The sequence below is a fragment of the Cetobacterium somerae ATCC BAA-474 genome, from assembly GCF_000479045.1.
Taxonomy (GTDB): Bacteria; Fusobacteriota; Fusobacteriia; order Fusobacteriales; family Fusobacteriaceae; genus Cetobacterium_A; species Cetobacterium_A somerae.
The window spans coordinates 35459-61981 of record NZ_KI518105.1; the positions used below are offsets into that span (position 1 = coordinate 35459).

Genomic DNA, 26523 nt, shown 5'->3' on the forward strand with positions numbered 1-26523 from the left:
AAAAATAAGGACGTGATTGTGTGACGAAAAGAGATCGTATAAAGAGGACAGCAACTATTTTATTTGCGGCTAATGGAATCAGAAATACAAAAATAGAGGATATAGCTAACGTTTTAGGAATGGCAAAAGGTGGGTTCTATTACTATTTTAAAAGTAAAGAAGAGTTACTACTAGAAATAATGGATAATTCAGTTATAAGTAGAAAAGAGTTTTTAAAGGAAGTAGGAGATTTAGATGTTCCTTTTGAAGAAAAATTAAAAATGATTGTTAGAAGAAGATTAACTTTAAAAGATGATAGATACAACTTATTTTTATTTGCTAAAATCTATGAAAATGGAGAGATAAATTTAACATACGATGAATATATGAAAAGAGATATTATATTCAGTGAGTTTTTAAATAACAATAGAGAGCATATAAAAGAAGAGTATAGAAGTGAAATAGAAAAAATTAGAACAATGTTAAGCTCATCATTAACAACTCTTTTATTATATTTGATAACTCAAACAGGAATAGAAGTAGTAGATGAAGATAGTTATAAAAGAATGGTTGAAAAATATGCAACGATTGATATAACTAGAGAGATTGAAATGTTTTATAATCTGTTTTTAAAGTCTATGTTAAATTAATTTATATAGAAAAAAAACATTAACTTAGAAAATATAACAAAATAAAAAGGAAAAAAGAGGAGAAATTTGAACTAATGTTTAGAGTGAAACTCTTTGAAATAATCTAGAACAGAATTTTTTAAAAAAGTCTTGAAAAATAACAAAATATCAATTATAATACATTGTTATCGAAAATAGAAAGTAGGAGGAAAAGGATGAAAAAATCAATATTAGTAGTTTCAGAAAGAAAAGAAACATTAAAACAAGTAAGAAAAGCTTTATCAGAAGTTTATGAAATAATAACATTTAATAACTTATTAGATGCTCTAGATATGTTAAGAGAGAGTGATTTTGACGTAGTTTTATTAGACGAGTATTTAACATGGTTTAACTTTTCAGAAGCTAAGAGAAAGTTAAATGGAATAGGAAAGGATTTCGTAGTAATAGGATTACTTGATGAAGAAAACGAAGCTTTAATTCAAGAGATGAAGGAAGCGGATATCTATAACTATTTATTAAAGCCAGTAGATGTTAAAGAAATGAACAGAATAATGATACCAGCTTTAAGAAGCTTAGAGATAGTAAAAGAGAAGAGAAAATTAGAAGAGAAGCTTTCAGATACAGAAGATGAGAATGAAATAATTGGACAATCTGCAAGAATTAAAGAGGTAAAAAACTTAATTGATAAAGTAGCAGAGAGCGACTTAACTGTTTTAATAACAGGAGAAAATGGAGTTGGAAAAGAGTTAATTGCTAAAGAGATATTCAAAAAGAGTGATAGAAGAAAAGAAAACTATATAACAATTTCATGTGCTTCTTTACCAGAAGATTTAATTGAAAGAGAGTTATTTGGTTATGAAAGAGGAGCATTCTTAGGAGCAACTACAAGTAAAAAAGGAATTTTAGAAGAAGCAGATGGTGGAACTGTATTCCTTGATGAAATATCAGCAATGGATTTAAAAGCTCAATCGAAAGTTCTTAGAGTTATCGAATATGGAGAATTTAGAAGAGTTGGTGGAAATAAATCAAGAAGAGTAGACGTTAGATTTATAGTATCTACTAATAAGGATTTAAAAGAGGAAACAGAAAAAGGTAAATTTAGAAAAGATTTATATCATAGATTAACAGCTTTCCCAATTGAAGTAGCGCCTTTAAGAGATAGAAAAGATGATATTCCTATGTTAGCAAACTACTTCTTAAATAAAATTGTAAAAGATTTAAGAAGAGAAATACCTGTTATTTCAGGAGATGCTATGAAGTATTTAATGGAATACTCATATCCAGGAAATATAAGAGAGTTAAAAAATATGATTGAAAGAATGGTAATTTTATGTAACGATAGAAATATTGATGTAGAAGATTTACCATTAGAAATAAAAATGAAATCTGATACAGTTGAAAATAAAACTGTTATTGGAGTAGGACCTTTAAAAAATATATTAGAGCAAGAGATATATGCTTTAGATGAAGTTGAAAAGGTAGTAATCGCAATGGCATTACAAAAAACAAGATGGAATAAACAAGAAACATCTAAGCTTTTAGGAATTGGAAGAACAACTCTTTATGAAAAAATCAGAAAATATGGGTTAGATACAAAATAATATTTACAAAATTCTTCGGAGGGGTTAAAAATGGCAATTAGAAAGTTTAGAAAAAATATGAAACCAGTTATATGGGTAGTAACAATATTCTTTTTAATAAGTTTGATAGCAGGTTATGCAATGTCATTTAGAAGTAGTTCTGCAAATACACAACTAGCTTTTAAACTAAATGGTAAAAAAGTTACAATGGTAGAAGCACACAGATCTATGGCTATAATGTCTGAGAATTACAAAAGATATTTAGAAACTAATATAGATCCAGAGCTAATGAATACAATAGCTTTTAATGAGTTAATTAATAGAAATCTTTTATTAGAGATGGCAGATAAATTAAAAGTAAAAGTTTCAGGATCAGAAGTGAGTGCTCAAATGGATCAAATAAAGGCGGCTTTCCCTGATAAAGAGCAATTTAAAAGTGCACTTTTAAGTCAAGGATATACTACAAAAACTTTAGAAAATGAAATTAGAGAAAACTTAATACTACAAAAAACTTCAGAAGCTATAACTCAAGGAGTTCAGGTGACACCTGAAGAGATTGATGAATATTATGCTGATTACAAATATACAATGTTCCAAGGGAAACCATTAGAAGAGGTTAAAACTCAAATAGAGCAAGCTTTAAAAATGCAAAAAGGTGCTGAAGCATATGCAAAAGATATGTCTGAAGCTAGAGCAAAAATGAAGTTAGAGGATTTAGATAAAAACTTCGATGCCTATGTAGAAAAAGAGGCTTTTGAATTTGATGGAGTTAAAGTAAGCAACGTTGAATTTGATAAAAGAGTTTTAAATACATTAGCAATGACTAAAGGTGATTTAGAAGGGGCAAAAGAGTTAGCAAAATCATCGATTGAATCAGAGATAAAATTATTAAAAGCATCTGAAGCTAAGGGTATAAAAGTAGATTCTGTTTTACCTTTAGATTTACAAGTTGCAAATGCTGTAAAAGAACTATATAGTAAACTAAAATCAGAAGTAACATATACTCAAAATGATTTAAAAGAATTCTTTGAAGAGAATCAATTAAATTATGATACATTAGAAAGCGCTGATGCAAATATCGCTATTTTAAAAGTTCAACCAACAGAAAGTGATGACCAAAAAGCAAAAGAAAAAGCTGAAGATCTTTTAAAGAAAGTTAATAAGGATAATTTTGCAGAGATGGCTAAAAACTTCTCAGATGGTCCAAGTGGTCCTACAGGAGGAGCCTTAGGAACTTTTAAAAAGGGAGATATGGTAAAACCTTTTGAGGATGCAGCTTTTGCAGGAACTCCTGGAGAGATTTATCCAGAAGTTGTAAAAACTCAATTTGGATATCACATAATTTTTGTACAAGAGAAAGATGATAAAGCTGAAACAGTTACAGCAAGCCATATTTTAATTATTCCAGAACCATCAGAAGAAACAATAAATTCAAAAGATGCTCAAATTGCTCAAATTGTTAAAGATTTAACAGATAAAACAATAACATTTGATGATTTGAAAAATGATAAAGATATCGTTTTCTCTGAGAAAATAGATGGAATTACAAAAGAAGGATATATTCCAGGATTAGGATATAATGAAGAGTTAGCAAAAGCTATTTATGATTCTAAAATTGGAGATGTTGGATTTATTAAAGATCAGAAAGATTTTATAATCTATAAAAAAGATTCACAAACAGATGAGAAAAAAGCTGATTTCCAAGAGTTTGAAAATCAAGTAAAAACAGATTATATTAATGCAAAGGCTCAAGAGGCTTTAAAAGAGATTGAGTTAAGTACACAAAATACAGAAAATTAAAAAAATGAGAAGGATTTTTAAAAATCCTTCTTTTTATTTAAAAAAAAATTGCATATTTACCAAAAATATAATATAATTTAGGATAGAGCGGTTTGCTCTTAAATATTTTTTACTTAAAAAATCTAAGAGATTAGGAGAATATTGATGAAATATAAATCAGAAGATATTGATTTATTGTTACAACAATTACATATTGAAGAGGTTGTAGGAGAATTTGTTGATTTAAAGAAAACAGGAGCTAACTTTAAAGGTTTGTGTCCTTTTCACCAAGATAACAATCCATCATTTGTAGTAAGTCCAAATAAGAACATATGTAAATGTTTTGTTTGTGGTGCAGGTGGGAATCCTATAAAATTCTATTCAGAGTATAAAAAAATATCTTTTGTTGAAGCAGTAGAAGAGTTAGCAAATAAATATAATATTCCAATAAAAAAAGTAGGAAATAGTAAAGTTAATGAAAATAAAGAGTATTATGAAATTATGGAAGAGGCTCACAACTATTACAAAGAGGAGATGTTTAAAAATACAGCTCGTGATGCTTTAGAATATCTATCTAAAAGAAAAATAAACCCAAAATTAATAAAAGAGAATGAAATAGGATATGCCCCCAATGAATGGACAGGGCTTTATGATTATCTTATAAAAAAGGGGTTTGAAAAAAAGAAGATATTTGATTTAGGATTAGCTAAAGAAAATGAAAAAGGAATTTATGATGCTTTTAGAAATAGGATTATTTTTCCAATATACTCAGTTTCAGGTAAAATTATAGCTTTTGGTGGTAGATCTTTAGAGGATAGCAAAGATATTCCAAAATATATAAACTCACAGGAAACACCTATTTTCTCAAAAGGAAAAAACTTATATGGTTTTATCCAAAAAGGAAGTAATATTAAAAAGAAGAATTATTCGATTTTAATGGAAGGGTATATGGATGTCTTATCAAGCCATTCTTATGGATTTGATGTGGCTTTAGCACCATTGGGAACAGCTTTAACAGAAGAACAAGCGCATCTATTGAAAAAATATACTAATAATGTAATACTTTCTTTTGATATGGATGAAGCTGGACAAAAAGCTACTGAGAGATCTATACTTATTTTAAAATCAGCAGGATTCAATATAAGAGTATTATTATATAAAGATGCAAAAGATCCTGATGATTACTTAAAAAAATATGGAAAAGAAGCATTTTTAAAAGTTGTAAAAGATTCTTTAGAAGCTTTTGATTATCTTTATTTAAGATATTCATCTGAGTATAGTTTAGAAGATCACATGTCAAAACAAAATTTCATAAATAGATTTAAAGATTTTTTTCAATGTTTAGAAAGTGATTTAGAAAGAAGTTTATATATTGATAAGTTAGGTAAGTCATTAAATATTGAATTAGATGTACTGAAATCTATTTTAATAACAAACAATAAAAAAAGAATAAAAAATACTTACGAAAAAAAAGAGGAAAGTAAGGATTTAGACGAAAAAGGACTATATAATCTAGAGAAGTTGACATTAGCATTAGTTCTTTCTCAAAATGAGTACATTGAAGATTTTAGGGATAAAGAGATTAGTAGTAGTTTAGGGAAAAAAATATTTCAATATATAGAGTTTTTAAAAGAAAATCAAGAGAAAAGTTCTAACATAATAAAGGATATAATATTAACGGGAAATTTGAGTCAAGATGAAGAGAAAGAGCTAGTAAATATATCATTACTTTCTATAGATGATTACTCAAATAAATTGGATATAGAAAAAGGGTTTCAAATTATTTTTATGTCATGGTTTATTTTAGAATTAAAAGAAGCATTAAAAGAGAGAAGTAACTTATTAAAACATATCAAGCTAAAGAAAATAGAGGATAAATTGAAACAACATATTGAGTTCAATGACCTTCGTGCATTGTATGATGAATTTAAGAGTATCAATGCTTAAAATTTTGAGAGATAATTTTATTCAATAGAGGAGGCTTCAACTAATGAAGGAGTTTATAAAAAATGAAAAGGTTTTAGCTTTATTAAGAAAGGCAATGGAAAATAAAGTAATAAGCTATGAAGAGATTAATAGCCAATTAAGTGCAGATTTTCCGCCAGAAAGAATAGAGTTTTTAATAAATGGAATGACAGAACAGGGAATAAAAATCATTTCCCAAGAAGAAGTAAAGAAACAGGAAAATATTAAGAGAAAAGACGATGGTAGAAAAGATGTAAAAAAAGTTATAACTCCACTATTAAAAAGACCTGTTGTTGAATTAGATGAAGATGAGGATGAAGAAGAAAAAAGTAGCAGTACTGAATATTCAGATGATTTCGATTTTAATCCAGATGAAATTGAAGAGGTAACTGAAGATGATTTAGTAAATGATGATTTATTTAGTATAACTGGTGAAATGGAAGTAGACGAGCCTATAAAGATGTATTTAAGAGAAATCGGACAGATTCCATTATTAACTCATGAAGAAGAGTTAGGATATGCAAAAGCAGCTTTAGAAGGAGACGAATACTCTCAACAACAACTTATTGAAGCAAACCTTAGACTAGTTGTAAGTATAGCTAAAAAACATACAAATAGAGGTTTAAAGTTATTAGACTTAATTCAAGAAGGAAATATAGGATTGATGAAAGCGGTAGAAAAGTTTGAATATAGTAAGGGATATAAATTCTCTACATATGCTACTTGGTGGATAAGACAAGCTATTACAAGAGCAATAGCTGACCAAGGAAGAACAATTCGTATACCAGTTCATATGATAGAAACTATTAATAAAATTAAAAAAGAAGCTAGAATATACCTTCAAGAAACAGGAAAAGATGCTACTCCAGAAGTTTTAGCTGATAGATTAGGAATGGAAGTTGAAAAAATTAAAAGTATTCAAGAGATGAATCAAGATCCAATATCTTTAGAAACTCCAGTTGGAAGTGAAGAGGATAGTGAATTAGGAGATTTCGTAGAAGATAATAAAATGCAAAATCCATATGAATTAACAAATAGAACTTTACTTAGAGAGCAATTAAATGATGTTTTAAAAACTTTAAGTAGCAGAGAAGAGCAAGTTTTAATCTTTAGATACGGATTAAATGATGGTGCACCAAAAACTCTAGAAGAGGTTGGAAAAATATTTAAAGTAACAAGAGAAAGAATCAGACAAATAGAGGTTAAAGCACTTAGAAAATTAAGACATCCAAGTAGAAGAAAGAAACTAGAAGATTTTAAAGTATAAAACAATATGGGGGAGATTTCTATCCCCCATTTTATTATTAACTAAAAAAGGGGACACTATGAAGATAAAAGCATTTGAAAAAGAGATATTAGAAAATTGTATTGATGATAAGGACTTTGTAAAATTTTTAAAAGAGAATTCAAATTTAAAATTAGAATTAGAAACTGTAGATATAAGAAAAGAAGAAAAGGTTGAAGAGAATAGTTATGTAGTAGAAGGGATTGTTGGAGAGTATTTAGAGGAGATCTCTTATATTCAACCACTTTCAAAAGAGGAACTAGAAACTGTTTTAGAAACTTTAGATGAAGAAGAAAGTGCTCATAAATTAATAGAGAGTAATTTAAGAGAAGTTGCAAATATAGCTTTTGATTATTTAATAGCTGGAATTGATTATTTAGATTTAATTCAAGAGGGAAATATTGGAGTAATAAAATCTTTAGAAGAGTATAGACCATCAAATGGAGATATTATAGAGTATATTAAATTATGGGCTAGAAGAGAGATGTTACTATTTGTAGATGAAAAAGTAGAAACAGAAAAGTATATGTATAAAGGATACTTCTCAAAAAGAAAAGAGGAGTTAATAGAGCATGAAATTGTAGCAGAGTTAGAGGAAGAGGATACTGACGAGATTCCTTTAGATGAAAAATCAGAAATAATAGAAGAAAAAATAAATGAAGTTGAAAAACTTGATTATAATTCAGTTCTTAAAAAAATATCTCACTTAGAAGAGGAGATTTTAAAAAGATACTATGGATTAATCGGAGATAAAAGAGAATCTCTATTTGAAATTGAAAATGCATTAGATTTAAAAAGAGGAGAAGGTGAGCAGCTATTTGAAGAAGCTCTAACAAAAATATCTTTAGGAGGAGGAAGAAGTTTAAAGATATGAAGCTAAGTAAAATTATAAATTTTTTAGAAGAGAAATTTCCAACTTCTTTAGCTGAAGATTGGGACAATGTAGGATTATTAATAGGAAAAAGGGATTCGAAAATAACTGGAATTTTATTATCATTAGATTTAACAGAGAGTGTTATTGATAAAGCGATTGAAGCAGGTGCAAATCTAATAATAACGCATCACCCGGTAATCTTTACATCTTTGAAAAAGATAACTAATGACACTTTAGCAGGACGAAAAATAATAAAATTAATAGAAAATGGAATTTCAGTATACTCAATGCATACAAATTTAGATTCAGGAAAATCAGGATTAAATGATTTTTTAGGTGAGAATATACTTGGAATGAAAAATGGAAAAATACTTGATCCAATGGAAAGTAATGGAAGAGAGTATGGGATTGGAAGAGTTTATAAACTAGATGAAAGTTTAAGTATAGAAAATTTATCGAATTTATTGAAAGAAAAGTTAAATTTAAATAGTATAAATGTAGTAAGATCAAAAGAAGAAAGAGAGATAAAAAAAATCTCTTTAGTCAGTGGGGCAGGGGCGTCTTATTGGAGAAAAGCTAAAAAATTAGGAGCACAAGTTCTAATTACAGGAGATATAAAATATCATGAAGCTATGGATGCAAGAGAGGAAAATTTTACTTTGATTGATATAGGTCATTTTGAAAGTGAGTGGATATTTTCAAACTTGTTGGAAAGTTTATTGAAAAAAGAGTTTGAAATAGAAATTTCAATATACAATGATGGCCCAATATTTCAAAAAATGTAAGGAGAACATAGGATGCTAAAAAAAGTTATGGTAGGTTCATTGATATTTTCTACTTTGGTCCTTGGAAAAATAAATGATTATAGAAATGTTTTTTCAGAAGATGATAAATCAAATTTATTGACAGTTGTAGAAACTTTCCAAGAAAAAACAGGAGATAAACTTTATCTGAATACTTTAGAAGAAAATGAAGGTTTTGAGGCAGATGAACAAGAGAAAACAGTTATTGTAAATTTAATAAAAAATAATGAAAATGATGTTTTAAAGGTACAATTAAAAATTTCACAGGATTTAAATCCTGAAGATATGGCTTCAGATTTATCGTTATTATTAACAAATGTGGAAGAGTATGTAGGTGAAAAAAATGAGACTCTGATAGCAACAAATCTAGTTGAGGGGTTACAAGAGATATTTGTAGCAACATCTGATTCTCAAGAGAATAGTAAAGATTTAGAACAGATGTCACTAGGTACTAAGGTATTTTTAGGAATTTTGTTGACATTTTTAGTATTATCTATTAGAATAATACAGGTAAAAAGAAAAAAGAAAAAATACAAGTTAAAAAGTGATAGGTATTAGAGTTAATCGCTTGCGTTAGCAAGAGGAAAGTCCGGGCTCCACAGAGCGAAAAGGGTAGCTAACGGCTACTAAAGGAAACTTTAAGGAAAGTGCCACAGAAAATAGACCGCTACATTTTGTAGTAAGGGTGAAAAGGCGGTGTAAGAGACCACCAGTTCTTTAGGAGACTAAAGAAGCTAGGTAAACCCCCTTTGGAGCAAGACTAAATAGGAGAGAATAGGGGCTGCTCGTCCTCTCTCAGGGTAAGTTGCTTGAAGCTATAAGCAATTATAGCTCTAGATAAATGATTGACAAATACAAAACCCGGCTTATTTAATGCCTATCAATAATAAACAACTGAGTCAAGAAATTTTATATAAATTCCTTGGCTTTATTTTTTATATAAAATCTTATTAGGAGAAAATTGTTATGAAAAAGATGAAAATAGCAATAGGAGTAATATTATTAGCACTAGTAGGGTGTACTCCTTTAGAAAAGAAAATAAGTGATGAGGAAAGAATTTTATTGCCATCAGTTCCAAAGCAAGCTTATGATGTAAGTATATCAACTATGCCAGAAGGTGAATTTATACCTCAAACAGATATAATTCATACAGGTCAAAACGTAGCTTTAGCAGAAAATGCAGTTACAGAGATTACTTTAAATGGAATAGATCAAGTAAATATAGCAAAAAAACAAGTTAGAAATAAATTAGCTTATAATGGGAATTCAACTGTACCTTTTACAGGGACATTTGCAGCAGTAGTAGGTGTTCATAAACACTATACTGAAGACTATAGAGATGGAAAATTAAGTGGTTATAAGATTTGGTATTCTGAAGCAGGAAGAGTAGGATTAAAAGAGCCTTATGCAAATGGAGTTAAAAATGGAGTTCAAGAAACATATTATAGAAATACAGGAAATATTCGTTCAAGAATAACATATTCAGGTGGAAGAATATCTGGACCAGCAACTTGGTATGACAATACAGGAAAAATATTACATCAAGAGGATTTTAAAGGTGGAAATGGAGAATGGATTGCATACTGGGATAATGGAAAAGTTAGAGAGAAAGGTAGATTAGCAGGTGGACTTCAAAATGGAGAATGGAGAAGTTATACACCAAAAGGTGAATTAGAAAAAATTACAAATTACAGAAATGGATCTCCTTTATCACAAGAGTGGTTAAAATAAATTAGTTGACAAAATACATAAAAAATGATATGATTAACAGTAGATTAAGCTTGGATAAGGTCGTCAGCAACCGAATCTAGCGATCTTTATACTTTTGGAGGTGTTAGAATGTACGCAGTTATAAAAACTGGAGGAAAACAGTACAAAGTTGCAGTAGGTGAAGTATTAAGAGTTGAAAAACTAAATGCTGAGGTTAACACAACTGTAGAATTAACAGAGGTTCTTTTAGTATCAAACAATGGAGAGGTTAAAGTTGGAACTCCTGTTGTTGAAGGTGCTAAAGTAGTTGCAGAGGTTGTTGCTCAAGGTAAAGGAGCTAAAGTTGTTAACTTCAAATACAAGCCAAAGACTGGATATCACAGAAAGAAAGGTCATAGACAACTTTTCACTGAGATCAAAGTTACTGCAATCAATGCATAATTAATTTATGACAAAGATTGAAATTTTAAAAAAAAATGGTAAAGTAGTTAGATACAGAGCCAATGGTCATGCTGAATACGCTGAGTACGGGCAAGATATTGTTTGTGCCGCAATTTCCATGGCAATGCAATTTCCGTTAGGAGGATTGCAAGAGATTTTGGATATTACTCCGAAATTTGAAATTGACTCCGATGGGTACTTAGACGTTGATATGAGGGGAATGGATTTTTCTAACAAAGAAAAAGAGGTTCATGTATTATTAGATACAATGGTATTGATGTTGAAAGAACTATCTAAGGGTTATCCTAAACACATAAAGCTTGTAGAGAAGGAGGAAATTTAGATGCTATTTACATTAAATATACAATTATTTGCGAAGAAAAAAGGACAAGGTTCTGTTAAGAACGGAAGAGATTCTAATCCAAATTACCTTGGAGTTAAAAAGTATGATGGAGAGGTTGTAAAAGCTGGAAACATCATCGTTAGACAAAGAGGAAACAAATTCCACGCTGGAAACAACATGGGATGTGGAAAAGATCATACTCTATTCGCATTAATCGATGGATACGTAAAGTTCGAGAGATTAGGAAGAGACAAGAAGCAAGTTTCAGTTTACGCTGAGAAAGCTAACTAAGATTTTAAAGGAGAGATTGTTAATCTCTCCTTTTTTTCATAGTTATATATTTGTTAAATTATTTTTTACTAAATATACCAAGAATTCCTCCAGAGATTAAAAGAGCAATATCTTTTAATAAAGAAGCCAGATTAAAATGACCAGAATATGCTAAATATTTAGATTCCCATTGAGGTGCAAATTTATCTTTAAATTGTTTTAACCCTTCAAAATTATAGAAGTTTCCACCATGATTAAATAGAAATACACTAAGTTTATTCCATAGTGGAGCTAGTTCACCACCATATATTCCAGCAAGTGGAGCCATTCCTAAACTAAAACGTTCATATTCATTTTCTTTTGACCAGTTTATTATTTTTATAAATAAATATTCCATAGTTCCAGATGGAGCAGATTCAATATATCTCATTAAATCAATAGCAACTTCATTTTTATTTTCAGTACTTAATAAATTAGAAAAAGCAATTAATTCATTATTTTCATTATATAAAAGTGCTATTTTAAAATTTCTAAGATAATCTAAATTAAAACTTCCTAAAGAAAAACTTTTTTCTTTTGCTTTTTTATTTTTTAACCAATTATTAGAAACTTCTTCTAGTTCAGTTTCAATACCTTCAATAGAATCAATAACTTTAAAAGTAAAGTTCAATTTCTCAAATTTGTTAAAAGTGTATCTAATTTTTTTGTATAAAGGTGTTGAGATATCATAATCCTTAAGATTAACAACAGCTTCTTCACCAATTTTAATTATTTTTAGACCAAGCTCTAAATATTCAGAAAGATGTTCTTTGGAAATTTCATAAAAAGCTATATTTTTTCCACTTTGCTTTCCAATTCGATAGAAATCTTGTATAATTTCACGAAAGTGTTTTTTATCGCCAATGGGGTCTCCCATAGAGATAAGATTTCCATTAGTGTTTCCATACATAATAAAAGAGTCTTTACCCTTATCAAAGAGAATTGATTTATCAGGTAATAATGATAGAGAAGCGTAGCTATTATCACTTGACTTAATTATTTTCTTTATTTCATTTATAACTTTAGAACTTGGTATTTTTTCTACACTTAATACAGTATTAAAAAAATTAAAAACTAAAAAAATACAAAATATAGATAGAGATATAAAACTGTTCCTTAAAAATATAGTATAATGTCTATTTAAAACTAGATGCCACCAAACTTCCTTTTTATATTCTACTGTTTTAAAGGAATAAAATCCAAAAAAGATACTGAGTAAAATAACAAGTAGAGTGAATAATACCCACTTTATAGATAATCGATCTTTTAAAATTGAAGATTTTCTATAAAATCGATCTTTAGATGGAACTAATAAAATTAAAATAAAGCTGAAAAAAGCTGCTTCTAAATAATTAAATCCTTTAAAAAAACTAAAAAATATTGCAAAGATAAAAGCAATAATAGAAAGGTAGTAGGCACTATCTAATCGTCTATAGATTCCGTAAGCTAATATAAGAAGAAAGGTTCCAATTATATTAGATGAAAGATGAGATAAAGTTATAATATCTCCAGGTAAAACAGAGTAGATAAACTTAATATACCTTATATCAAATTTTGATGAGTTTGAAAATATAATAAGTGTTCCAGATAAAAAGATTAAAATACTTAAAATGTCAGGAAAAATCCTTTTTAAAATAAAGTGTAACTGTTTCATAAATATAAAATCCCTCCTCTAATAAACAAAAGGTGAGCTAGCTAGCTCACCTAAAATTATAAATTAATCATTAAGTTTAAGAACAGATACAAATGCCTCTTGTGGAATCTCTACGTTTCCAATTTGTTTCATTCTTTTCTTTCCTTCTTTTTGCTTCTCTAAAAGCTTTTTCTTTCTAGAAATATCTCCACCATAACACTTAGCAAGAACGTTCTTTCTATAAGCTTTAATAGTTTCTCTAGCTATTATTTTAGCTCCTAATGCAGCTTGAATAGGTACTTCGAATTGTTGTCTAGGAATAATTTCCTTTAATTTTTCACAAATAGCTCTTCCTCTTGATGCAGCGTGATCAGTGTGAGCAATAAATGAGAATGCATCAACAACATTTCCTGAAACAAGAATATCTACTTTAACAAGAGTAGACTCTTTATAACCAATCATCTCATATTCAAATGAAGCATATCCCTTAGTTCTAGATTTTAACTTATCGTAGAAGTCAATAACAATCTCTGCAAGAGGTAACTCATATATTACCATTGTTCTGTTATCATCTATGTACTTCATATCAATGTAAGTTCCTCTTTTTTCCTGACAAAGTTCCATAACGTTTCCTACATAATCTTTAGGAGTAAGGATACTTCCTTTTATATATGGTTCTTCAACACAGAATTTAGCTCTTCCACCTTCAGGGAAATCACAAGGGTTATCGATAACATAAGTTTCTTTTCCTTCTAGAGTAATTCTATACTCAACTGAAGGAGAAGTAGAGATTAAATCTATATCATATTCTCTTCTAAGTCTTTCAACAATGATTTCCATGTGTAGTAATCCTAAGAATCCACATCTAAATCCAAATCCTAGAGCAAGAGATGTCTCAGGAATGAATGTTAAAGATGCATCATTTAATTGAAGTTTTTCTAAAGCTTCTCTTAAATCCTCGTAATCATCAGTAGATATTGGATATAATCCAGCAAATACCATTGATTGAGCAGCTCTAAATCCTTCTAAAGGTTCAGCACAAGGTCTTTTAGCATGAGTAATAGTATCTCCTACTTGAGTATCTTGAATAGTTTTAATACCAGTTATGATATATCCAACAGATCCAGAACTTAATTCAGGTTGCTCTTTTTTAGTTGGAGCAAAAATACCACATTCAAGAACATCAAACTCTTTTCCAGTTGACCAAATTTTAATTTTATCTCCCTTTTTAATAGAACCATCAAGAACTTTAACATAAGTTATAACTCCACGATAGTCGTCAAATAAAGAGTCAAAAATCATAGCTCTTAAAGGAGCTTCTTCATCAAAAGTTGGAGCAGGAACTCTTTCAACAATAGCTTCTAAAAGCTCTTCAATTCCAATTCCAGCTTTAGCTGAAACTAAAACAGCGTTATCTGCAGGTAATCCAATAATATCCTCAATTTCATTTTTAACTTTATCTACATCAGCAGCAGGTAAGTCAATTTTGTTAATAACAGGTACAATCTCAAGGTTATTCTCAAGAGCTAAGTAAACGTTAGCTAGAGTTTGAGCTTCTACACCTTGAGCAGCATCTACAACTAGAAGAGCTCCTTCACATGCAGATAGCGAACGAGAAACTTCATATATAAAGTCAACGTGTCCTGGAGTATCAATAAGATTTAATTCATACTCATTTCCATCTTTAGCAGTATATTTTAAAGTAACAGCCTGAGCTTTTATCGTAATTCCCTTTTCTCTTTCTAACTCCATTGAATCAAGAAGTTGTTCTTTCATTTCTCTTTCAGTAACAGTTCCAGTAGCTTGAAGTAGTCTATCAGCTACAGTTGATTTACCGTGATCTATATGTGCTATAATTGAAAAGTTTCTTTTAAATTTTTGTAACACAATATCCTCCTCTAAATATATTTCTTCACACTATATTATAAAAGAATTATCAAAAAAAATCAATCTAAATTAAATAATAGCTTGACTTTATGAAGGTTTTTAGAATATCATTAAAGAAGAATATAAAAAAATAAGGGGGATTAATAATGATCTTTGGACAAATGAATGAATTAAAGTTTTATAAGGGAATTTCTAGTGGTCTAGATATGGCTATAGAGGCTATTGAAAACGGAAGTTATATAAATGGGGTAGTAGGAAAAAATGAATTAGATGGAGATAATGTATTTTTTAATCTTCAAGAGTGCAAAACTAAAGTTTTAGAAGAGTGTTTCTTTGAGGGGCATAAAAAATATATAGATATTCATGTAGTAATTGATGGTGAAGAGGGAATTGGTTACTCTTTAAAAGACTCACTAAAAGAAAAAACTGAATATAATGAAGAGAGTGATTTTCAAGTTTTAGAGGGAACTGAAGAGTACAGATTAAACATGACTAAGGATAACTTTCTAATAGTTTTCCCAGATGAGCCTCATATGCCATTAATTGCAAAAAATAATGAGCCTAAAGAACTAAAGAAAGTAGTATTTAAGATAAAGTACTAAGAAGAAGGAAGAAATGGAACAAATTAATAATAAACTGTTTTTATGGATAAGTTTGCTGGCTTTTTTAGGTGGAGGTATGAATGCCTTTGCAATATTGGAATTTTCTCTAACTGCAAGCCATATAACGGGAAGCGTAACAAGAATCTCAACTGATTTAGTATACTATAATATACCCCATTTGAAAATAATGCTAGGATTAGTGGTAGCATTTTTTACTGGAGCGATAGTTTCAGGTATTATTATTGGATCAGGAAGAGATTTTGAACTTAGAAAAAGATATGGAGATACTTTCATATTTATTGGAGTACTATTAAAACTTTTAGATATATATTTATATGCTGAAGTTTTATTTGTATTTATTCTTGCCTTTTCTTTAGGTTTACAAAATGGTCTATTTATACGTTATAGAGGTATGGTAATTAGAACTACTCATATGACTGGAACAGTAACAGATTTAGGTGTTGTAATAGGGCATTATTTAAGAGGAAATAGAGAGATAACATGGAAAATGAAATATTATGCTATGAATATACTTTCTTTTATAACTGGAGGTCTTTTAGTAGGATTAGGACTAAAGTATTTAGGAAGAGGTATTATAAACTATATGTCTATAGCTTATATTTTAAGTGGAGCTTATTATTTCTTATTAAGAGATAGATATTATAAAATGAAAAGGTAGGAGAGGAAAATGGAAAGATATTTTATAACAATAGAGGAAAAAAAAGAGGTAGTAGAAAAGTATCCAACTCTTGAGTGTGAAAACTCAATAGGAATGATGATAGATGATTATATGTCTATAAAGTGTAAAGTTTTATCAGGAACATGTACTTATAGATTAGGACAAAAGAATGAGTATAAAAATTGCAAAATACTAAATAAATAGTAGAAAATATGGGGTGAGATTAATGGATATGAAAACTCTTTATTCAGCAGGAATGAATTTTGATGCTTTTATGGGAACAGGAATAAAAAGTGAAAGAGATAGAATTCCTAAGAATTATTCAAGAATAACTATGACTGAAGATGAAATCAATATTGTAAAAAATATTGAAAAAAAAATAAACTTCTTAGTTTCAGGAGAGCCATGGTGCATGGACTTTCAATTAAATGTAACTGTATTGAAAAAGTTTTGTGAGTTAAATCCAAATTTTGATATGGCTATTATAACTAAAGCTAGAGGAGAGAAATTTTTAAAACCTTTAATGGAAGTAGAGGAGTTTAAAGTTCCTTTTATTGTTCCATTAACAGAGGAGTTTGAAGTTTGTGGAGATATTTTTGTAGAGAGACCAAAAGAGATTAAAAAGTTTGTTTATGAAGATGTAAAAATGGACTATTTAAAAGGTCAATATTTAAACGAAACTATTAAAGATTTAATAGAGATGATAACTAAAAAGTAGATGTTATTTAACATCTACTTTTTTCATATCTTCATAATAGTTTCTCATACTTGCTTTGTTATATTGGAAATTATGAATTTTATTACTGATTCCAATTCCATCAATTTTATAAACTAATGGAACTATTGGATTTTCATCTAAAATAATCTCTTGAACATTTTTATAATATATTTTTCTCTTTTCTATGTCAGTAGTAGTACGAGCTAAATCAATCTCTTTATCTAAAATTGGATTACTATAAAAAGATCTATTTCCTTCAGCTCCAATTGAGTTTGAATGGAATAGAGTAGTAACTACAGTATCAATATCACTAACACCTAAAATCCATGTAGTTAAAAGAATATCATGAGCACCCTCTGAAGTTTTCTTTAGAAATGTTCCCCACTCAACAATTTCAATATTTGATTCGATTCCAATCTCTTTTAAATTAGCTTGTATAATTTGAGCTATTTGAACTCTTACTATATTTTCACTTGTCCAAATTTTAAAAATTGGAAGTTTTTTTTCTTTAGTTTCATTGGCAATAATCTCTTTCGCTTTTTTTATATCGTTATCTATTGGTTTTAAATTTTGGTAACTTCCAAAAATATTTGGATTTATTGGAGAGGTTGCAATAGAGCCTCTATTTAGAAATATAGCTTCTAAAATTCCAGCTTTATCAATAGCCATATGAATGGCTTTTCGAATATTTTTATTATCTAAACCATCTTTTTGAACATTTAAAACCATTAACTCTGTTGTTGTAGTAGTTTTATGAAGCAGATTCAGATTGGGATTTTTTTCTACAATTTGAAAATCAATGGGAGATATAGCATAAATAATATCAACCTCACCAGTTTCTAAAGCAGCTAAACGACTAGTATTTTCAGTGATTATTTTAAAAACTAGGCCATTATTTTTAGGTGCTCCTTTAAAATAATCTTTAAAACTACTCATAACAATTTTATCACCATCTCCCCAATTGGTAACCATATAAGGACCAGTACCAATTGGATTTAATGCAACATTATTTCCAGCCATTACGTAATTTTTATTCATAATAGCAGCTATAGGAAGAGTTAAATTAGCTAAAAATGGTGCTGACGGTTCATGTAAAGTTATAAGAACTTTATCATCTGACGTTTTAGCAACTGATTTAATATCTTTTAATATAACTCTACTTCCAGGTTTCTCCATCATTCTCTCTAAACTAAAAATGACATCATCTGTTGTCAATGTATCACCATTATGAAACTTAACTTTTTTTCTAATAGTAAATAAGATCTCTGTAGGAGAGAGATAGACAAAACTTTCAGCTAATTCAGGTATAGGAGTTCCCTTATCATCAAGAGTAACTAAAGTATTGAAAATATGTTCTGTGATACCAAGAGTTGGAAACTCATTAAATGTATGTGGATCTAATGATTTAGGTTTTGAACCCTGTGCTACAGTAATAACATTATTATTATTACTAAAGGAAATATTAAATACAAATATAAAGTTTATAGCAAGTAGCAAAGTAAAATATTTTTGAATAAATTTTCTCATAATTCTCCTTTAAATAATATTATTGTAAGATGCCTAAGTGTAGATTGTAATAAAACCCTTTATTAGTAATTAATTCATCATGAGTTCCTGCTTCAACAATACCATCATCTGTTAAAACGACTATAGTATCAGCATTTTTAACAGTGGATAATCTGTGAGCAACAACTATAGTTGTACGGTTCTTAGAAAGTTCATCTAAAGATTCTTGAATAAGTTGTTCAGTTATATTGTCTAAAGCAGATGTAGCTTCGTCTAGTATTAAAATTGGTGGATTTTTTAAGAAGATTCTTCCAATAGCAATTCTTTGCTTTTGACCACCAGAAAGTTTTACTCCTCTTTCTCCAACTTCAGTATTATAACCATCTGGTAATGTTTCAATGAAGTCATGAATATTAGCTTTTTTAGCAGCTTCAATAATCTCTTCATCAGTGGCATCGGGCTTTCCAATAGTTAAATTCTCTTTGATACTTCCAGTGAAAAGAAATGGATCTTGTTGAACTATTCCAATATTTTTTCTTAATGAATCAATTTTAAAATTATAGATACTTTGTGAATCAATTTTGATATCTCCACTATCTATATCATAGAATCTAGGAATTAAATTACAAATAGTAGTTTTTCCACCACCAGAAGGTCCTACAAGAGCTAAAGTTTCACCAGCTTTTATGTTAAGGGAAAAATCTTTTAAAATATTTTTTTTATCATGACTAAAATAGATATTTTCAAATTTAATATTACCTCTAACATCTTTTAACTCTTTAGCACCTGCGGAATCCTTTTCAATATCCTCGTCTAACATCTCTTTGAAACGTTTAAATCCACTCATACCATTTTGATACTGCTCAACAAAGCCAACAAGTCTTTTTATAGGTTGACTAAAAATTCTAATATATAAAAGATAAGCTAAAAAATCACCAAAATTAATTTTACCTTGATATGTAAAAATAGCTCCAAAAACTAATACAAGATAATCTAACATATCTGTAAGAAAAGTCATTCCTGAAACATATTCAGCCATAACTTTATATGCACCTTCACGAGCTGTCTTAAACTCCACATTACTTTTTTTAAATTTTTCTAATTCATCATTTTTATTAACAAAAGCTTTAGAAACTCTAATTCCACTAATACTATTTTGTAAAGTTGAATTAATAGCTCCAATTTTTTCACGTGTTTGTAAAAACGCATCAGACATTCTTTGTCTTCTATTAATAGTGAACCAAACTATAAATGGAATAACTGAAAAAACTATAAGTGTTAGTGGGATATTGATATTTAAAAGAAGGAAAAAAGAACCAAAAATCATGATGACTGATATGAAAAGATCTTCAGGTCCATGGTGAGCAAGTTCAGAAACTTCTTGTAAATCATTTACAATTCGAGACATAATACTTCCAGTTTGAGTATTATCAAAATATTTAATTGGGAAATTTTGAAGTTTTGTGTAAACATCTTTTCTCATATCTCCTTGCATTCGAACACCTACTACATGTCCCCAATAATTCATAAAGTAATTACAAATAAGTTTTATGATATATATCCCAAAAAGTGTAATTGCTAAAATTAAAATGCTTCGATAGTTTTTATTAGGAATATAGTTATTTACAGCAACTCTACTTAGCATAGGATAGATTAAATCACAAACAGAAACGGTAATAGCCGCAAATAAATCTAGAAAAAATAGTTTTTTATAAGGTTTATAATAACTTATAAATTTTTTTATCATACATGACCCCCTCGATGAGTTTTATTATAATTTTAAAAGAAAAAAAGTTAAAAGTCAAAGAATATTAAAACTCATAGAAAAATAAAATATAAAGAAAGAAAATATCTGAATTAAAAGTACAATATAGTGAATATTAGTTTGTGCTTTAGGAGGATTTTTTATGGATAATATAGGATTAGTTTTAGAAGGTGGAGGGTTAAGAGGAGCTTATACATCTGGAATTTTAGATTATTTTTTATCTAAACAGTTGCATTTTAAATATACAATTGGAGTTTCAGCAGGTGCAATTTATTCAGCATCTTATGCTTCGAGACAGAAAAGAAGAAATATTGATATTATTTTAAAATATTTAAATGATGAAAGATATATGGGATATAAATATTTAATAAAAAATGGAAGTTATATAAATGTAGATTTTGCATATAGAAAAATGACCTATGAGCTAGCACCTTTTGATTTTGAAACATTTTATAATTGTGATTTAGAATTTAAAGTGGGAGCATTTAATTGCATAAAAGGAAGAACAGAATTTTTTTCTAAAAAAGATTTTAAAGGAACAGATGATCTTTTAGAATCTCTAATTGCATCAGGAAGTTTACCATTTTTTTCTAAAGAGACAACAATAAATGAGAAGATATATTTAGATGGTGGAATAGCTTCACCAATTCCAATAGCTCAGTCAATATTAGATGGAAATAGTAAAAATGTTGTTATTTTAACAGAGGATGAAGGATATAAAAAAGAGCCTTTAAAATTACAGCCACTAATAAAATTGTATTATAGAAAATATCCTAAAGTAGCAGAAGCATTAATAAAACGTCATTTAGTTTATAATAGAACTTTAAAAGATATACAAGAGCTGGAAAATAAAGGAGATGTTTTTGTTTTTAGGCCTAGTGAGATAGTGGTCGTAGATAGATTAGAAAGAGATTTAAATAAAATTAAAGCCCTTTATAATTTAGGTTTAAAAGATGCAAAAGAAAATTATGAGAGATTATTAAATTGGATGAATAATAAAAATGAAGAGAGCCAAGAGTAGGCTCTCTTCATTTTTAAATATTATTATTGTTTTGCAGGTGTTGTAGTAGGAGTAGCTTTCATCATCTCATACTGATTCTTCATCATTTCAGTCTGCATTTTAGCTCTAATCTCTCCAATCTCTTTATTAAGTTTTTCAACTTTATTCCAATCAACTTTGTCATCTAACATTGCTTTTTTTATATCTAGCTGTTTTTGCTCAATATCAATCATATTTTTTTGCATCTCAGGTGTTGCATACATCATATTACTTTTCATCATTTTTTTGTCACTTTTCCAACCAGGCATCTGTGTCATATTTTGCATCATATTATTGCATGTAGGACAATTATTATTTTGAGATTGCATCATAGGCATATCATTCATTGTATTTTGTTGAACATGATCTTGATGATTATCATGTGATGCAGCAAAAGTAAAAGCTGAAATAATAAAAGAACATACTAAAACATATTTTTTCATGAAAAAAACCTCCTAAATAATACATAATATAGTTATGTTCTATTATTAAAAATAACTTAAAGACTTCCTTTAAAATAGAGTTAAATTGCGTTATTTTCTTGAAGTAAATTTTTAAAGAATTCAACACCGTGTATTAAAGCTTCATTTTCAAAATCAAATCGATTGTTATGAAGAGCACAAACATGTCCTTTTTCTTCATCTCTAATACCAACTAATGCCAATAATCCGGGAGTTCCATTTTGCGAATAAAAAGAGAAATCTTCAGATCCACTTAAAGAGATATCAGTAAAAACTTTTTTATCTTTTAAAGCTTTTAGAGCTTTTTCAAAAAGATTAGAATCGTTAACCACTGGTGGATAAAAAGGTTGAAATTTCATATCAATTTTTACATCAAAAGCTAGTTCAAACCCTTTATTAATATGCTCCATTCTTTCTTGGATAAAAGGTATTAAAGATATATTTTCAAGCCTAATAGTTCCAAGCATATTAACAGTTCCAGGAATAATATTTCTAACTGTACCAGCATGGAAAGCTCCAATTGTAAGTAAAAAATGCTCATAAGATGGTATATTTCTAGATTTAATTGATTGATAGGCTTCTACTAATTTAGCTCCAATTAGTATTGAATCAATACCTTTATGAGGTTGAGCACCATGACACCCTTTTCCAGTTAAAACAATATCTAAATTTATATTTTGAAGAGATACAAAACCAGATTTTACAGCGAACTCTCCAACTTTAATCTCAGGATATACATGTAAAGCGTATATAGCTTCTATATTTTTAGATTTGTAGTACTCATCAGCTACAATAAATCTAGCTCCACCAGCTCCCTCTTCACCAGCTTGAAATATAAAAACTAAAGATTTTTTTAATTTTGTTCCTTTAGATATTAAAAGTTTAATCTCCTGAATAAAAGTTAAAAGCATGGCTGTATGTCCATCATGCCCACATGCGTGCATCATACCTGGAGTTTTAGATTTAAAAGGATTAGTGCTTTCTTCAGTTAATGGCAAAGCATCAATATCAGCTCTAAAAGCGATACATTGATCACTTTCACCTGGAATAAAAGCAACAGTACTTGTTCCAACACAATGATACTCTATCTTTTCTTTATCTAAAACCTCTCTAATATACTCAGCAGTTTTAAATTCGTTTAATGCTATTTCTGGTATCGTGTGTAGATAGTTTCGATGAGTATTTAAATTATTTAACATATAATCACTCCCCTAGAATTGTTACTTAAATTAATACCATATTTTTTGTACTTTTGTCACATTTATTTTATCAATACTTTAGATACAAATAATATAATTGTGTTATCAGAACTCTTGAGGTACACTTGTCTAAATTAAATGATAGTAGGAGGGGAGTTAATGGGAAAAGTAAATGAAAGAAAAAAACATGGTATCTTAGATTGGATAGAAAAGGTTGGAAATAAAATTCCACATCCATTTATGCTTTTTTTCTTTTTAAGTGTTTTTATTATTTTACTATCTTGGGGATTAAATTATTTAGACGTTGGTGTAATAGACCCTGTTAAAAATGAAGTTGTAAAAGTAAAAAATTTACTTTCTAGTGAGGGTATAAATTTTATGTTACAAAATACAATAAAGAATTTTACAGGATTTTCACCTCTAGGTTTAGTTTTAGTTATGACTTTGGGAATTGGATTAGCTGAGCATGTTGGTTTAGTATCAGCTTTTATGAGAAATACTATTCTTAATAGTTCTCCAAAGGTTATTACGTTTATGATTATGTTAATTGGTATTTGTGGAAATATAGCATCAGATGCAGCTATTGTTGTAGTTCCTGTAATATCAGCTTTTATATTCTGCTCTTTAGGAAAGCATCCTCTAGCTGGAATAGCTGTAGGTTATGCTGCAACAACAGCTGGTTTTAGTGCAAATCTAATTGTAGCAGGAACAGATGCTCTATTAGCTGGAATTTCAACAGAAGCTATGAAAATTGTAAATCCAAATATAACTGTTTCAGTTGTGGATAACTGGTATTTTATGGGAGTATCTACATTTTTATTAGCAATAGTAGGAACAGTTGTAACTGAGAAAATTATAGAACCTAGATTAGGAAAATATACAGGTAAAAAGATAATTGAAAGAGAGGCAGTTAATCAAGTAGAAAAAAAAGCACTAAAAAAAGCAGGAATCTATGTGAGTATGTATATTCTGTTTTTAGTAGCAATTGTTTATCCTAAAAATAGTTTTTTAAGAAATCCAACAACAGGTTCTCTTTTAAATTCACCACTATTAAATGCAATAATTCCACTATTATTGATACTTTTTCTAATAGCAGGAATAACTTATGGAAAGGGCGTTGGAAAGATAAAAGATATGTCAGATATTCCTAAATACATGACTTTAGGAATAAAAGATATGTCTAGTTATATTGTTTTAGTTTTTATGATTGGTCAATTTATAGCATATTTTAACTGGAGTAAACTTGGATTTGTTTTAGCTGTAGAGGGTGCAGATTTACTAAAAAATCTTAACTTAAGAGGAATACCTTTATTTGTGATGTTTATATTACTTTCGGCATTTATAAATCTTTTTATTGGAAGTGGATCAGCTAAATGGGCTTTATTAGCTCCAATATTTATACCTATGTTTTATATGTTAGGTTATAATCCTGCTTTAACTCAGATGCTTTATAGAATAGGTGACTCTACAACTAATGTAATATCACCTCTATTTCCATATATGCCAATAGTTCTTGGTTTAGCTCAGGAGTATGAAGAGGACTCAGGAGTAGGAACTGTGATATCTTTGATGCTTCCATATACTATAGCTATGTTAATAATGTGGATTATTATGGCTATTATTTGGATATACTTGGGGATACCATTAGGACCAGGTGCTCCAATAGATATTTAAATAAATTTGTAAAAATTATATTAATTTCAAAGAATTTAACTTCTCTTTTGGTAGTATATAACAAAGATTATATAAAATTAAAAGGAGATAAAAAGATGAAAATTATTTTAATTGTCTTATCTATGATGTTATCAATTACATCTTTTTCTGCAGAGGAAACAAATAATTTAAATACGAATGCTCCAACAATTGAAAATGTATCAGTATCTAATATGGCCAACGAACAGTTTATTCAAAATGTTATGGGAAATCTAGGAGATGACTCGGAGAATATGGAGAAAATGAATGAGATTGGTGAATTAGTGGATGCTGAAGTTCAAAAGGAAAAACCAGACTGGACTAAAGTTGAAGATTTGTATAATGAATTATCAATGTATACGAATAAAATGGCAGTAAATATGATGAGAACCCTAAAAGAGGGTGGACTTGATAAAAGTGAACCAAATTTTGAAGAGGAAATAAATAACGAATTAATGTCAGATATGGTTTTAGATGATGATGTATCATCAAATTCTATGGATGAAAAAGAGGTTATGAAAGCCATAAAAAAAGGGATGTCAGATAGAGAGCTTGAAAGAATGGAATACTTGAGTTCTAAAATAGCAAAAGAGATAGAGAGACCAAAACCAGATTGGGATCAGGTAGAAAAAGATTATAATGAGTTATCTAAATATACAAATAAAGTGACGGTTATAATAATGAAAGTAGAAAAAGATAAAAATGGAGCTCAGAAGTAGCTCCATTTTTTTATTATTAAACTATTTAACCTAATGCCACATCTAAAAACATCATTATAGCAAAACCAAACATAACTCCGATAGTTCCTGAATCATCATGACGAATCTCTTTAGCAGTTGGAATAAGTTCTTCTGCTACAACGTATATCATAGCACCAGCAGCAAAAGCAAGCGCATAAGGAAGTAAAAAAGTCATTTTAATAACAAAAATAGCACCGATAACACCAGCTATTGGTTCAACAATACCAGAAGCCTGTCCATAGAAGAAGGCTTTTCTTCTACTCATTCCATCTCTTCTTAAAGGAATAGAAACAGCGGCTCCTTCTGGAAAGTTTTGAAGACCTATACCAATAGCTAAAGCTATTGCAGAAACCAGTGTAGATGAAGATTCCGGTCCAGTTACAGCTAAAGCACCAAAAGCGACACCAACAGCTAATCCTTCAGGAATATTGTGAAGAGTTATAGCTAAAACTAAAAGAATACTTCTTCTCCATTTTGTAGAAATTCCTTCTGCATTTGATATAGGTTGATTTTGATGAAGATGAGGTAAAAATTTATCAATAGACCAAAGAAAAATACCACCAAAAAGAAAACCTATAACAGCTGGTTTCCATCCAGGTAAACCTATATTTTCTGCTAATTCAATGGCAGGATTCAATAGTGACCAAAAAGAAGCTGCAATCATAACACCAGAAGCGAATCCGAGCATTCCATTTAATACTTTTTGATTTATAGTCTTAAAGAAAAATACCATAGCAGCTCCAAGCATTGTTACAAAATATGTAAATAAAGTGGCCAAAAGAGCCTGTAAAACAGGATCTAAATTTTTTAAAAAATCATACATAAAAAATCCTCCTCAGTTGTTTAATGTAGTACTTAACTTACTTTTACAAGTTTATTATAAAAATCCTTTAAAATTAAAAAGG

At 28.9% G+C, this 26523-nt stretch carries 26 protein-coding genes and 1 other RNA gene; 20 read left to right on the forward strand and 7 right to left on the reverse strand.

Annotated features, from left to right (window positions below; genetic code table 11):
• Positions 1 to 20: 20 nt before the first annotated feature.
• The 13 genes from HMPREF0202_RS14660 (at position 21) to rpmA (ending at position 11679) form a co-directional block, all read left to right on the forward strand.
• Positions 21 to 629, forward strand: a complete 609-nt coding sequence (locus HMPREF0202_RS14660; RefSeq protein WP_023049926.1) for a TetR/AcrR family transcriptional regulator — start codon at positions 21 to 23, stop codon at positions 627 to 629.
• A gap of 194 nt (positions 630 to 823) precedes the next feature.
• Positions 824 to 2209, forward strand: coding sequence for a sigma-54 dependent transcriptional regulator (locus HMPREF0202_RS03800; protein WP_023049927.1), 1386 nt, complete (start codon positions 824 to 826; stop codon positions 2207 to 2209).
• Between the two features lie 30 nt (positions 2210 to 2239).
• Positions 2240 to 3988 (forward strand): peptidylprolyl isomerase, encoded by a 1749-nt coding sequence (locus tag HMPREF0202_RS03805; RefSeq protein ID WP_023049928.1) that lies wholly within the window; start codon positions 2240 to 2242, stop codon positions 3986 to 3988.
• A 144-nt stretch (positions 3989 to 4132) separates the two neighbouring features.
• On the forward strand, positions 4133 to 5914 hold the full coding sequence (dnaG, locus tag HMPREF0202_RS03810) for a DNA primase (RefSeq protein WP_023049929.1): 1782 nt from the start codon (positions 4133 to 4135) through the stop codon (positions 5912 to 5914).
• Between the two features lie 43 nt (positions 5915 to 5957).
• A complete protein-coding gene (gene rpoD / locus HMPREF0202_RS03815) occupies positions 5958 to 7199 on the forward strand; it encodes an RNA polymerase sigma factor RpoD (protein WP_023049930.1) in 1242 nt (413 codons plus the stop codon).
• Between the two features lie 58 nt (positions 7200 to 7257).
• Entirely contained in the window at positions 7258 to 8091 is an 834-nt protein-coding gene (locus tag HMPREF0202_RS03820) for a sigma-70 family RNA polymerase sigma factor (protein WP_023049931.1), read from the forward strand.
• Positions 8088 to 8876, forward strand: coding sequence for a Nif3-like dinuclear metal center hexameric protein (locus tag HMPREF0202_RS03825; RefSeq protein WP_023049932.1), 789 nt, complete (start codon positions 8088 to 8090; stop codon positions 8874 to 8876). Before HMPREF0202_RS03820 ends, HMPREF0202_RS03825 begins: the two co-directional genes overlap by 4 nt.
• Before the next feature lie 12 nt (positions 8877 to 8888).
• A complete protein-coding gene (locus HMPREF0202_RS03830; RefSeq protein WP_023049933.1) occupies positions 8889 to 9452 on the forward strand; it encodes a hypothetical protein in 564 nt (187 codons plus the stop codon).
• An RNA gene (gene rnpB, locus HMPREF0202_RS14665) (RNase P RNA component class A) lies at positions 9442 to 9779 on the forward strand. The genes HMPREF0202_RS03830 and rnpB overlap by 11 nt, the downstream gene beginning before the upstream one ends.
• A gap of 81 nt (positions 9780 to 9860) precedes the next feature.
• On the forward strand, positions 9861 to 10625 hold the full coding sequence (locus tag HMPREF0202_RS03835) for a toxin-antitoxin system YwqK family antitoxin (RefSeq protein ID WP_023049934.1): 765 nt from the start codon (positions 9861 to 9863) through the stop codon (positions 10623 to 10625).
• Positions 10626 to 10733: 108 nt separating this feature from the next.
• Positions 10734 to 11045 (forward strand): 50S ribosomal protein L21, encoded by a 312-nt coding sequence (gene rplU, locus HMPREF0202_RS03840; protein WP_023049935.1) that lies wholly within the window; start codon positions 10734 to 10736, stop codon positions 11043 to 11045.
• A gap of 7 nt (positions 11046 to 11052) precedes the next feature.
• Entirely contained in the window at positions 11053 to 11388 is a 336-nt protein-coding gene (locus HMPREF0202_RS03845; protein ID WP_023049936.1) for a ribosomal-processing cysteine protease Prp, read from the forward strand.
• Positions 11389 to 11679, forward strand: coding sequence for a 50S ribosomal protein L27 (gene rpmA / locus HMPREF0202_RS03850; protein ID WP_023049937.1), 291 nt, complete (start codon positions 11389 to 11391; stop codon positions 11677 to 11679).
• 58 nt (positions 11680 to 11737) lie between these two features.
• On the opposite strand, the gene HMPREF0202_RS03855 is transcribed toward rpmA, so the two are convergent.
• Complete coding sequence (locus HMPREF0202_RS03855; RefSeq protein WP_023049938.1) at positions 11738 to 13351, reverse strand: phosphatidylglycerol lysyltransferase domain-containing protein; 1614 nt, start codon at positions 13349 to 13351, stop codon at positions 11738 to 11740.
• 63 nt (positions 13352 to 13414) lie between these two features.
• Positions 13415 to 15217 (reverse strand): translation elongation factor 4, encoded by a 1803-nt coding sequence (lepA, locus tag HMPREF0202_RS03860; RefSeq protein ID WP_023049939.1) that lies wholly within the window; start codon positions 15215 to 15217, stop codon positions 13415 to 13417.
• A 146-nt stretch (positions 15218 to 15363) separates the two neighbouring features.
• Here lepA and HMPREF0202_RS03865 point away from each other — a divergent pair, with 146 nt between their 5' ends.
• From HMPREF0202_RS03865 to HMPREF0202_RS03880, 4 genes are read left to right on the forward strand one after another with little or no spacing between them, the layout of a single operon-like run.
• On the forward strand, positions 15364 to 15819 hold the full coding sequence (locus HMPREF0202_RS03865; RefSeq protein ID WP_023049940.1) for a NanQ anomerase/TabA/YiaL family protein: 456 nt from the start codon (positions 15364 to 15366) through the stop codon (positions 15817 to 15819).
• A 13-nt stretch (positions 15820 to 15832) separates the two neighbouring features.
• Positions 15833 to 16498, forward strand: a complete 666-nt coding sequence (locus HMPREF0202_RS03870) for a YoaK family protein (protein ID WP_023049941.1) — start codon at positions 15833 to 15835, stop codon at positions 16496 to 16498.
• A 9-nt stretch (positions 16499 to 16507) separates the two neighbouring features.
• Entirely contained in the window at positions 16508 to 16702 is a 195-nt protein-coding gene (locus tag HMPREF0202_RS03875) for a hypothetical protein (RefSeq protein WP_023049942.1), read from the forward strand.
• 22 nt (positions 16703 to 16724) lie between these two features.
• Positions 16725 to 17216, forward strand: coding sequence for a thioredoxin family protein (locus tag HMPREF0202_RS03880; protein ID WP_023049943.1), 492 nt, complete (start codon positions 16725 to 16727; stop codon positions 17214 to 17216).
• 3 nt (positions 17217 to 17219) lie between these two features.
• Here HMPREF0202_RS03880 and HMPREF0202_RS03885 read toward each other — a convergent pair whose 3' ends face one another.
• Together HMPREF0202_RS03885 and HMPREF0202_RS03890 are read right to left on the reverse strand one after the other, a co-directional pair.
• Complete coding sequence (locus HMPREF0202_RS03885) at positions 17220 to 18743, reverse strand: ABC transporter substrate-binding protein (RefSeq protein WP_023049944.1); 1524 nt, start codon at positions 18741 to 18743, stop codon at positions 17220 to 17222.
• Positions 18744 to 18762: 19 nt separating this feature from the next.
• A complete protein-coding gene (locus HMPREF0202_RS03890) occupies positions 18763 to 20469 on the reverse strand; it encodes an ABC transporter ATP-binding protein (RefSeq protein ID WP_023049945.1) in 1707 nt (568 codons plus the stop codon).
• A 160-nt stretch (positions 20470 to 20629) separates the two neighbouring features.
• Here HMPREF0202_RS03890 and HMPREF0202_RS03895 point away from each other — a divergent pair, with 160 nt between their 5' ends.
• Complete coding sequence (locus tag HMPREF0202_RS03895) at positions 20630 to 21508, forward strand: patatin-like phospholipase family protein (RefSeq protein WP_023049946.1); 879 nt, start codon at positions 20630 to 20632, stop codon at positions 21506 to 21508.
• Between the two features lie 23 nt (positions 21509 to 21531).
• Here HMPREF0202_RS03895 and HMPREF0202_RS03900 read toward each other — a convergent pair whose 3' ends face one another.
• Positions 21532 to 21969, reverse strand: coding sequence for a hypothetical protein (locus HMPREF0202_RS03900; protein WP_023049947.1), 438 nt, complete (start codon positions 21967 to 21969; stop codon positions 21532 to 21534).
• An 80-nt stretch (positions 21970 to 22049) separates the two neighbouring features.
• Positions 22050 to 23186 (reverse strand): M20 metallopeptidase family protein, encoded by a 1137-nt coding sequence (locus HMPREF0202_RS03905; RefSeq protein ID WP_023049948.1) that lies wholly within the window; start codon positions 23184 to 23186, stop codon positions 22050 to 22052.
• Positions 23187 to 23345: 159 nt separating this feature from the next.
• Between HMPREF0202_RS03905 and HMPREF0202_RS03910 the strand changes: the two genes are divergently transcribed.
• A complete protein-coding gene (locus tag HMPREF0202_RS03910; RefSeq protein WP_040406280.1) occupies positions 23346 to 24860 on the forward strand; it encodes an AbgT family transporter in 1515 nt (504 codons plus the stop codon).
• Between the two features lie 95 nt (positions 24861 to 24955).
• The gene (locus HMPREF0202_RS03915) at positions 24956 to 25597 is read left to right on the forward strand and encodes a hypothetical protein (protein WP_040406282.1); all 642 of its coding nucleotides are present in this window, start codon (positions 24956 to 24958) and stop codon (positions 25595 to 25597) included.
• 25 nt (positions 25598 to 25622) lie between these two features.
• Here HMPREF0202_RS03915 and HMPREF0202_RS03920 read toward each other — a convergent pair whose 3' ends face one another.
• On the reverse strand, positions 25623 to 26441 hold the full coding sequence (locus tag HMPREF0202_RS03920) for a ZIP family metal transporter (RefSeq protein ID WP_023049951.1): 819 nt from the start codon (positions 26439 to 26441) through the stop codon (positions 25623 to 25625).
• Between the last annotated feature and the right edge of the window lie 82 nt (positions 26442 to 26523).

Excerpts from the sequence above, each read along its gene's own strand:
- HMPREF0202_RS03800 (WP_023049927.1), top strand. The coding sequence starts at position 824 with ATGAAAAAATCAATATTAGTAGTTTCAGAAAGAAAAGAAACATTAAAA.
- HMPREF0202_RS03805 (WP_023049928.1), top strand. The coding sequence starts at position 2,240 with ATGGCAATTAGAAAGTTTAGAAAAAATATGAAACCAGTTATATGGGTA.
- dnaG (WP_023049929.1), top strand. The coding sequence starts at position 4,133 with ATGAAATATAAATCAGAAGATATTGATTTATTGTTACAACAATTACAT.
- rpoD (WP_023049930.1), top strand. The coding sequence starts at position 5,958 with ATGAAGGAGTTTATAAAAAATGAAAAGGTTTTAGCTTTATTAAGAAAG.
- HMPREF0202_RS03820 (WP_023049931.1), top strand. The coding sequence starts at position 7,258 with ATGAAGATAAAAGCATTTGAAAAAGAGATATTAGAAAATTGTATTGAT.
- HMPREF0202_RS03825 (WP_023049932.1), top strand. The coding sequence starts at position 8,088 with ATGAAGCTAAGTAAAATTATAAATTTTTTAGAAGAGAAATTTCCAACT.
- HMPREF0202_RS03830 (WP_023049933.1), top strand. The coding sequence starts at position 8,889 with ATGCTAAAAAAAGTTATGGTAGGTTCATTGATATTTTCTACTTTGGTC.
- HMPREF0202_RS03835 (WP_023049934.1), top strand. The coding sequence starts at position 9,861 with ATGAAAAAGATGAAAATAGCAATAGGAGTAATATTATTAGCACTAGTA.
- rplU (WP_023049935.1), top strand. The coding sequence starts at position 10,734 with ATGTACGCAGTTATAAAAACTGGAGGAAAACAGTACAAAGTTGCAGTA.
- HMPREF0202_RS03845 (WP_023049936.1), top strand. The coding sequence starts at position 11,053 with ATGACAAAGATTGAAATTTTAAAAAAAAATGGTAAAGTAGTTAGATAC.
- rpmA (WP_023049937.1), top strand. The coding sequence starts at position 11,389 with ATGCTATTTACATTAAATATACAATTATTTGCGAAGAAAAAAGGACAA.
- HMPREF0202_RS03855 (WP_023049938.1), bottom strand. The coding sequence starts at position 13,351 with ATGAAACAGTTACACTTTATTTTAAAAAGGATTTTTCCTGACATTTTA.
- HMPREF0202_RS03865 (WP_023049940.1), top strand. The coding sequence starts at position 15,364 with ATGATCTTTGGACAAATGAATGAATTAAAGTTTTATAAGGGAATTTCT.
- HMPREF0202_RS03870 (WP_023049941.1), top strand. The coding sequence starts at position 15,833 with ATGGAACAAATTAATAATAAACTGTTTTTATGGATAAGTTTGCTGGCT.
- HMPREF0202_RS03875 (WP_023049942.1), top strand. The coding sequence starts at position 16,508 with ATGGAAAGATATTTTATAACAATAGAGGAAAAAAAAGAGGTAGTAGAA.
- HMPREF0202_RS03880 (WP_023049943.1), top strand. The coding sequence starts at position 16,725 with ATGGATATGAAAACTCTTTATTCAGCAGGAATGAATTTTGATGCTTTT.
- HMPREF0202_RS03885 (WP_023049944.1), bottom strand. The coding sequence starts at position 18,743 with ATGAGAAAATTTATTCAAAAATATTTTACTTTGCTACTTGCTATAAAC.
- HMPREF0202_RS03890 (WP_023049945.1), bottom strand. The coding sequence starts at position 20,469 with ATGATAAAAAAATTTATAAGTTATTATAAACCTTATAAAAAACTATTT.
- HMPREF0202_RS03895 (WP_023049946.1), top strand. The coding sequence starts at position 20,630 with ATGGATAATATAGGATTAGTTTTAGAAGGTGGAGGGTTAAGAGGAGCT.
- HMPREF0202_RS03900 (WP_023049947.1), bottom strand. The coding sequence starts at position 21,969 with ATGAAAAAATATGTTTTAGTATGTTCTTTTATTATTTCAGCTTTTACT.
- HMPREF0202_RS03905 (WP_023049948.1), bottom strand. The coding sequence starts at position 23,186 with ATGTTAAATAATTTAAATACTCATCGAAACTATCTACACACGATACCA.
- HMPREF0202_RS03910 (WP_040406280.1), top strand. The coding sequence starts at position 23,346 with ATGGGAAAAGTAAATGAAAGAAAAAAACATGGTATCTTAGATTGGATA.
- HMPREF0202_RS03915 (WP_040406282.1), top strand. The coding sequence starts at position 24,956 with ATGAAAATTATTTTAATTGTCTTATCTATGATGTTATCAATTACATCT.
- HMPREF0202_RS03920 (WP_023049951.1), bottom strand. The coding sequence starts at position 26,441 with ATGTATGATTTTTTAAAAAATTTAGATCCTGTTTTACAGGCTCTTTTG.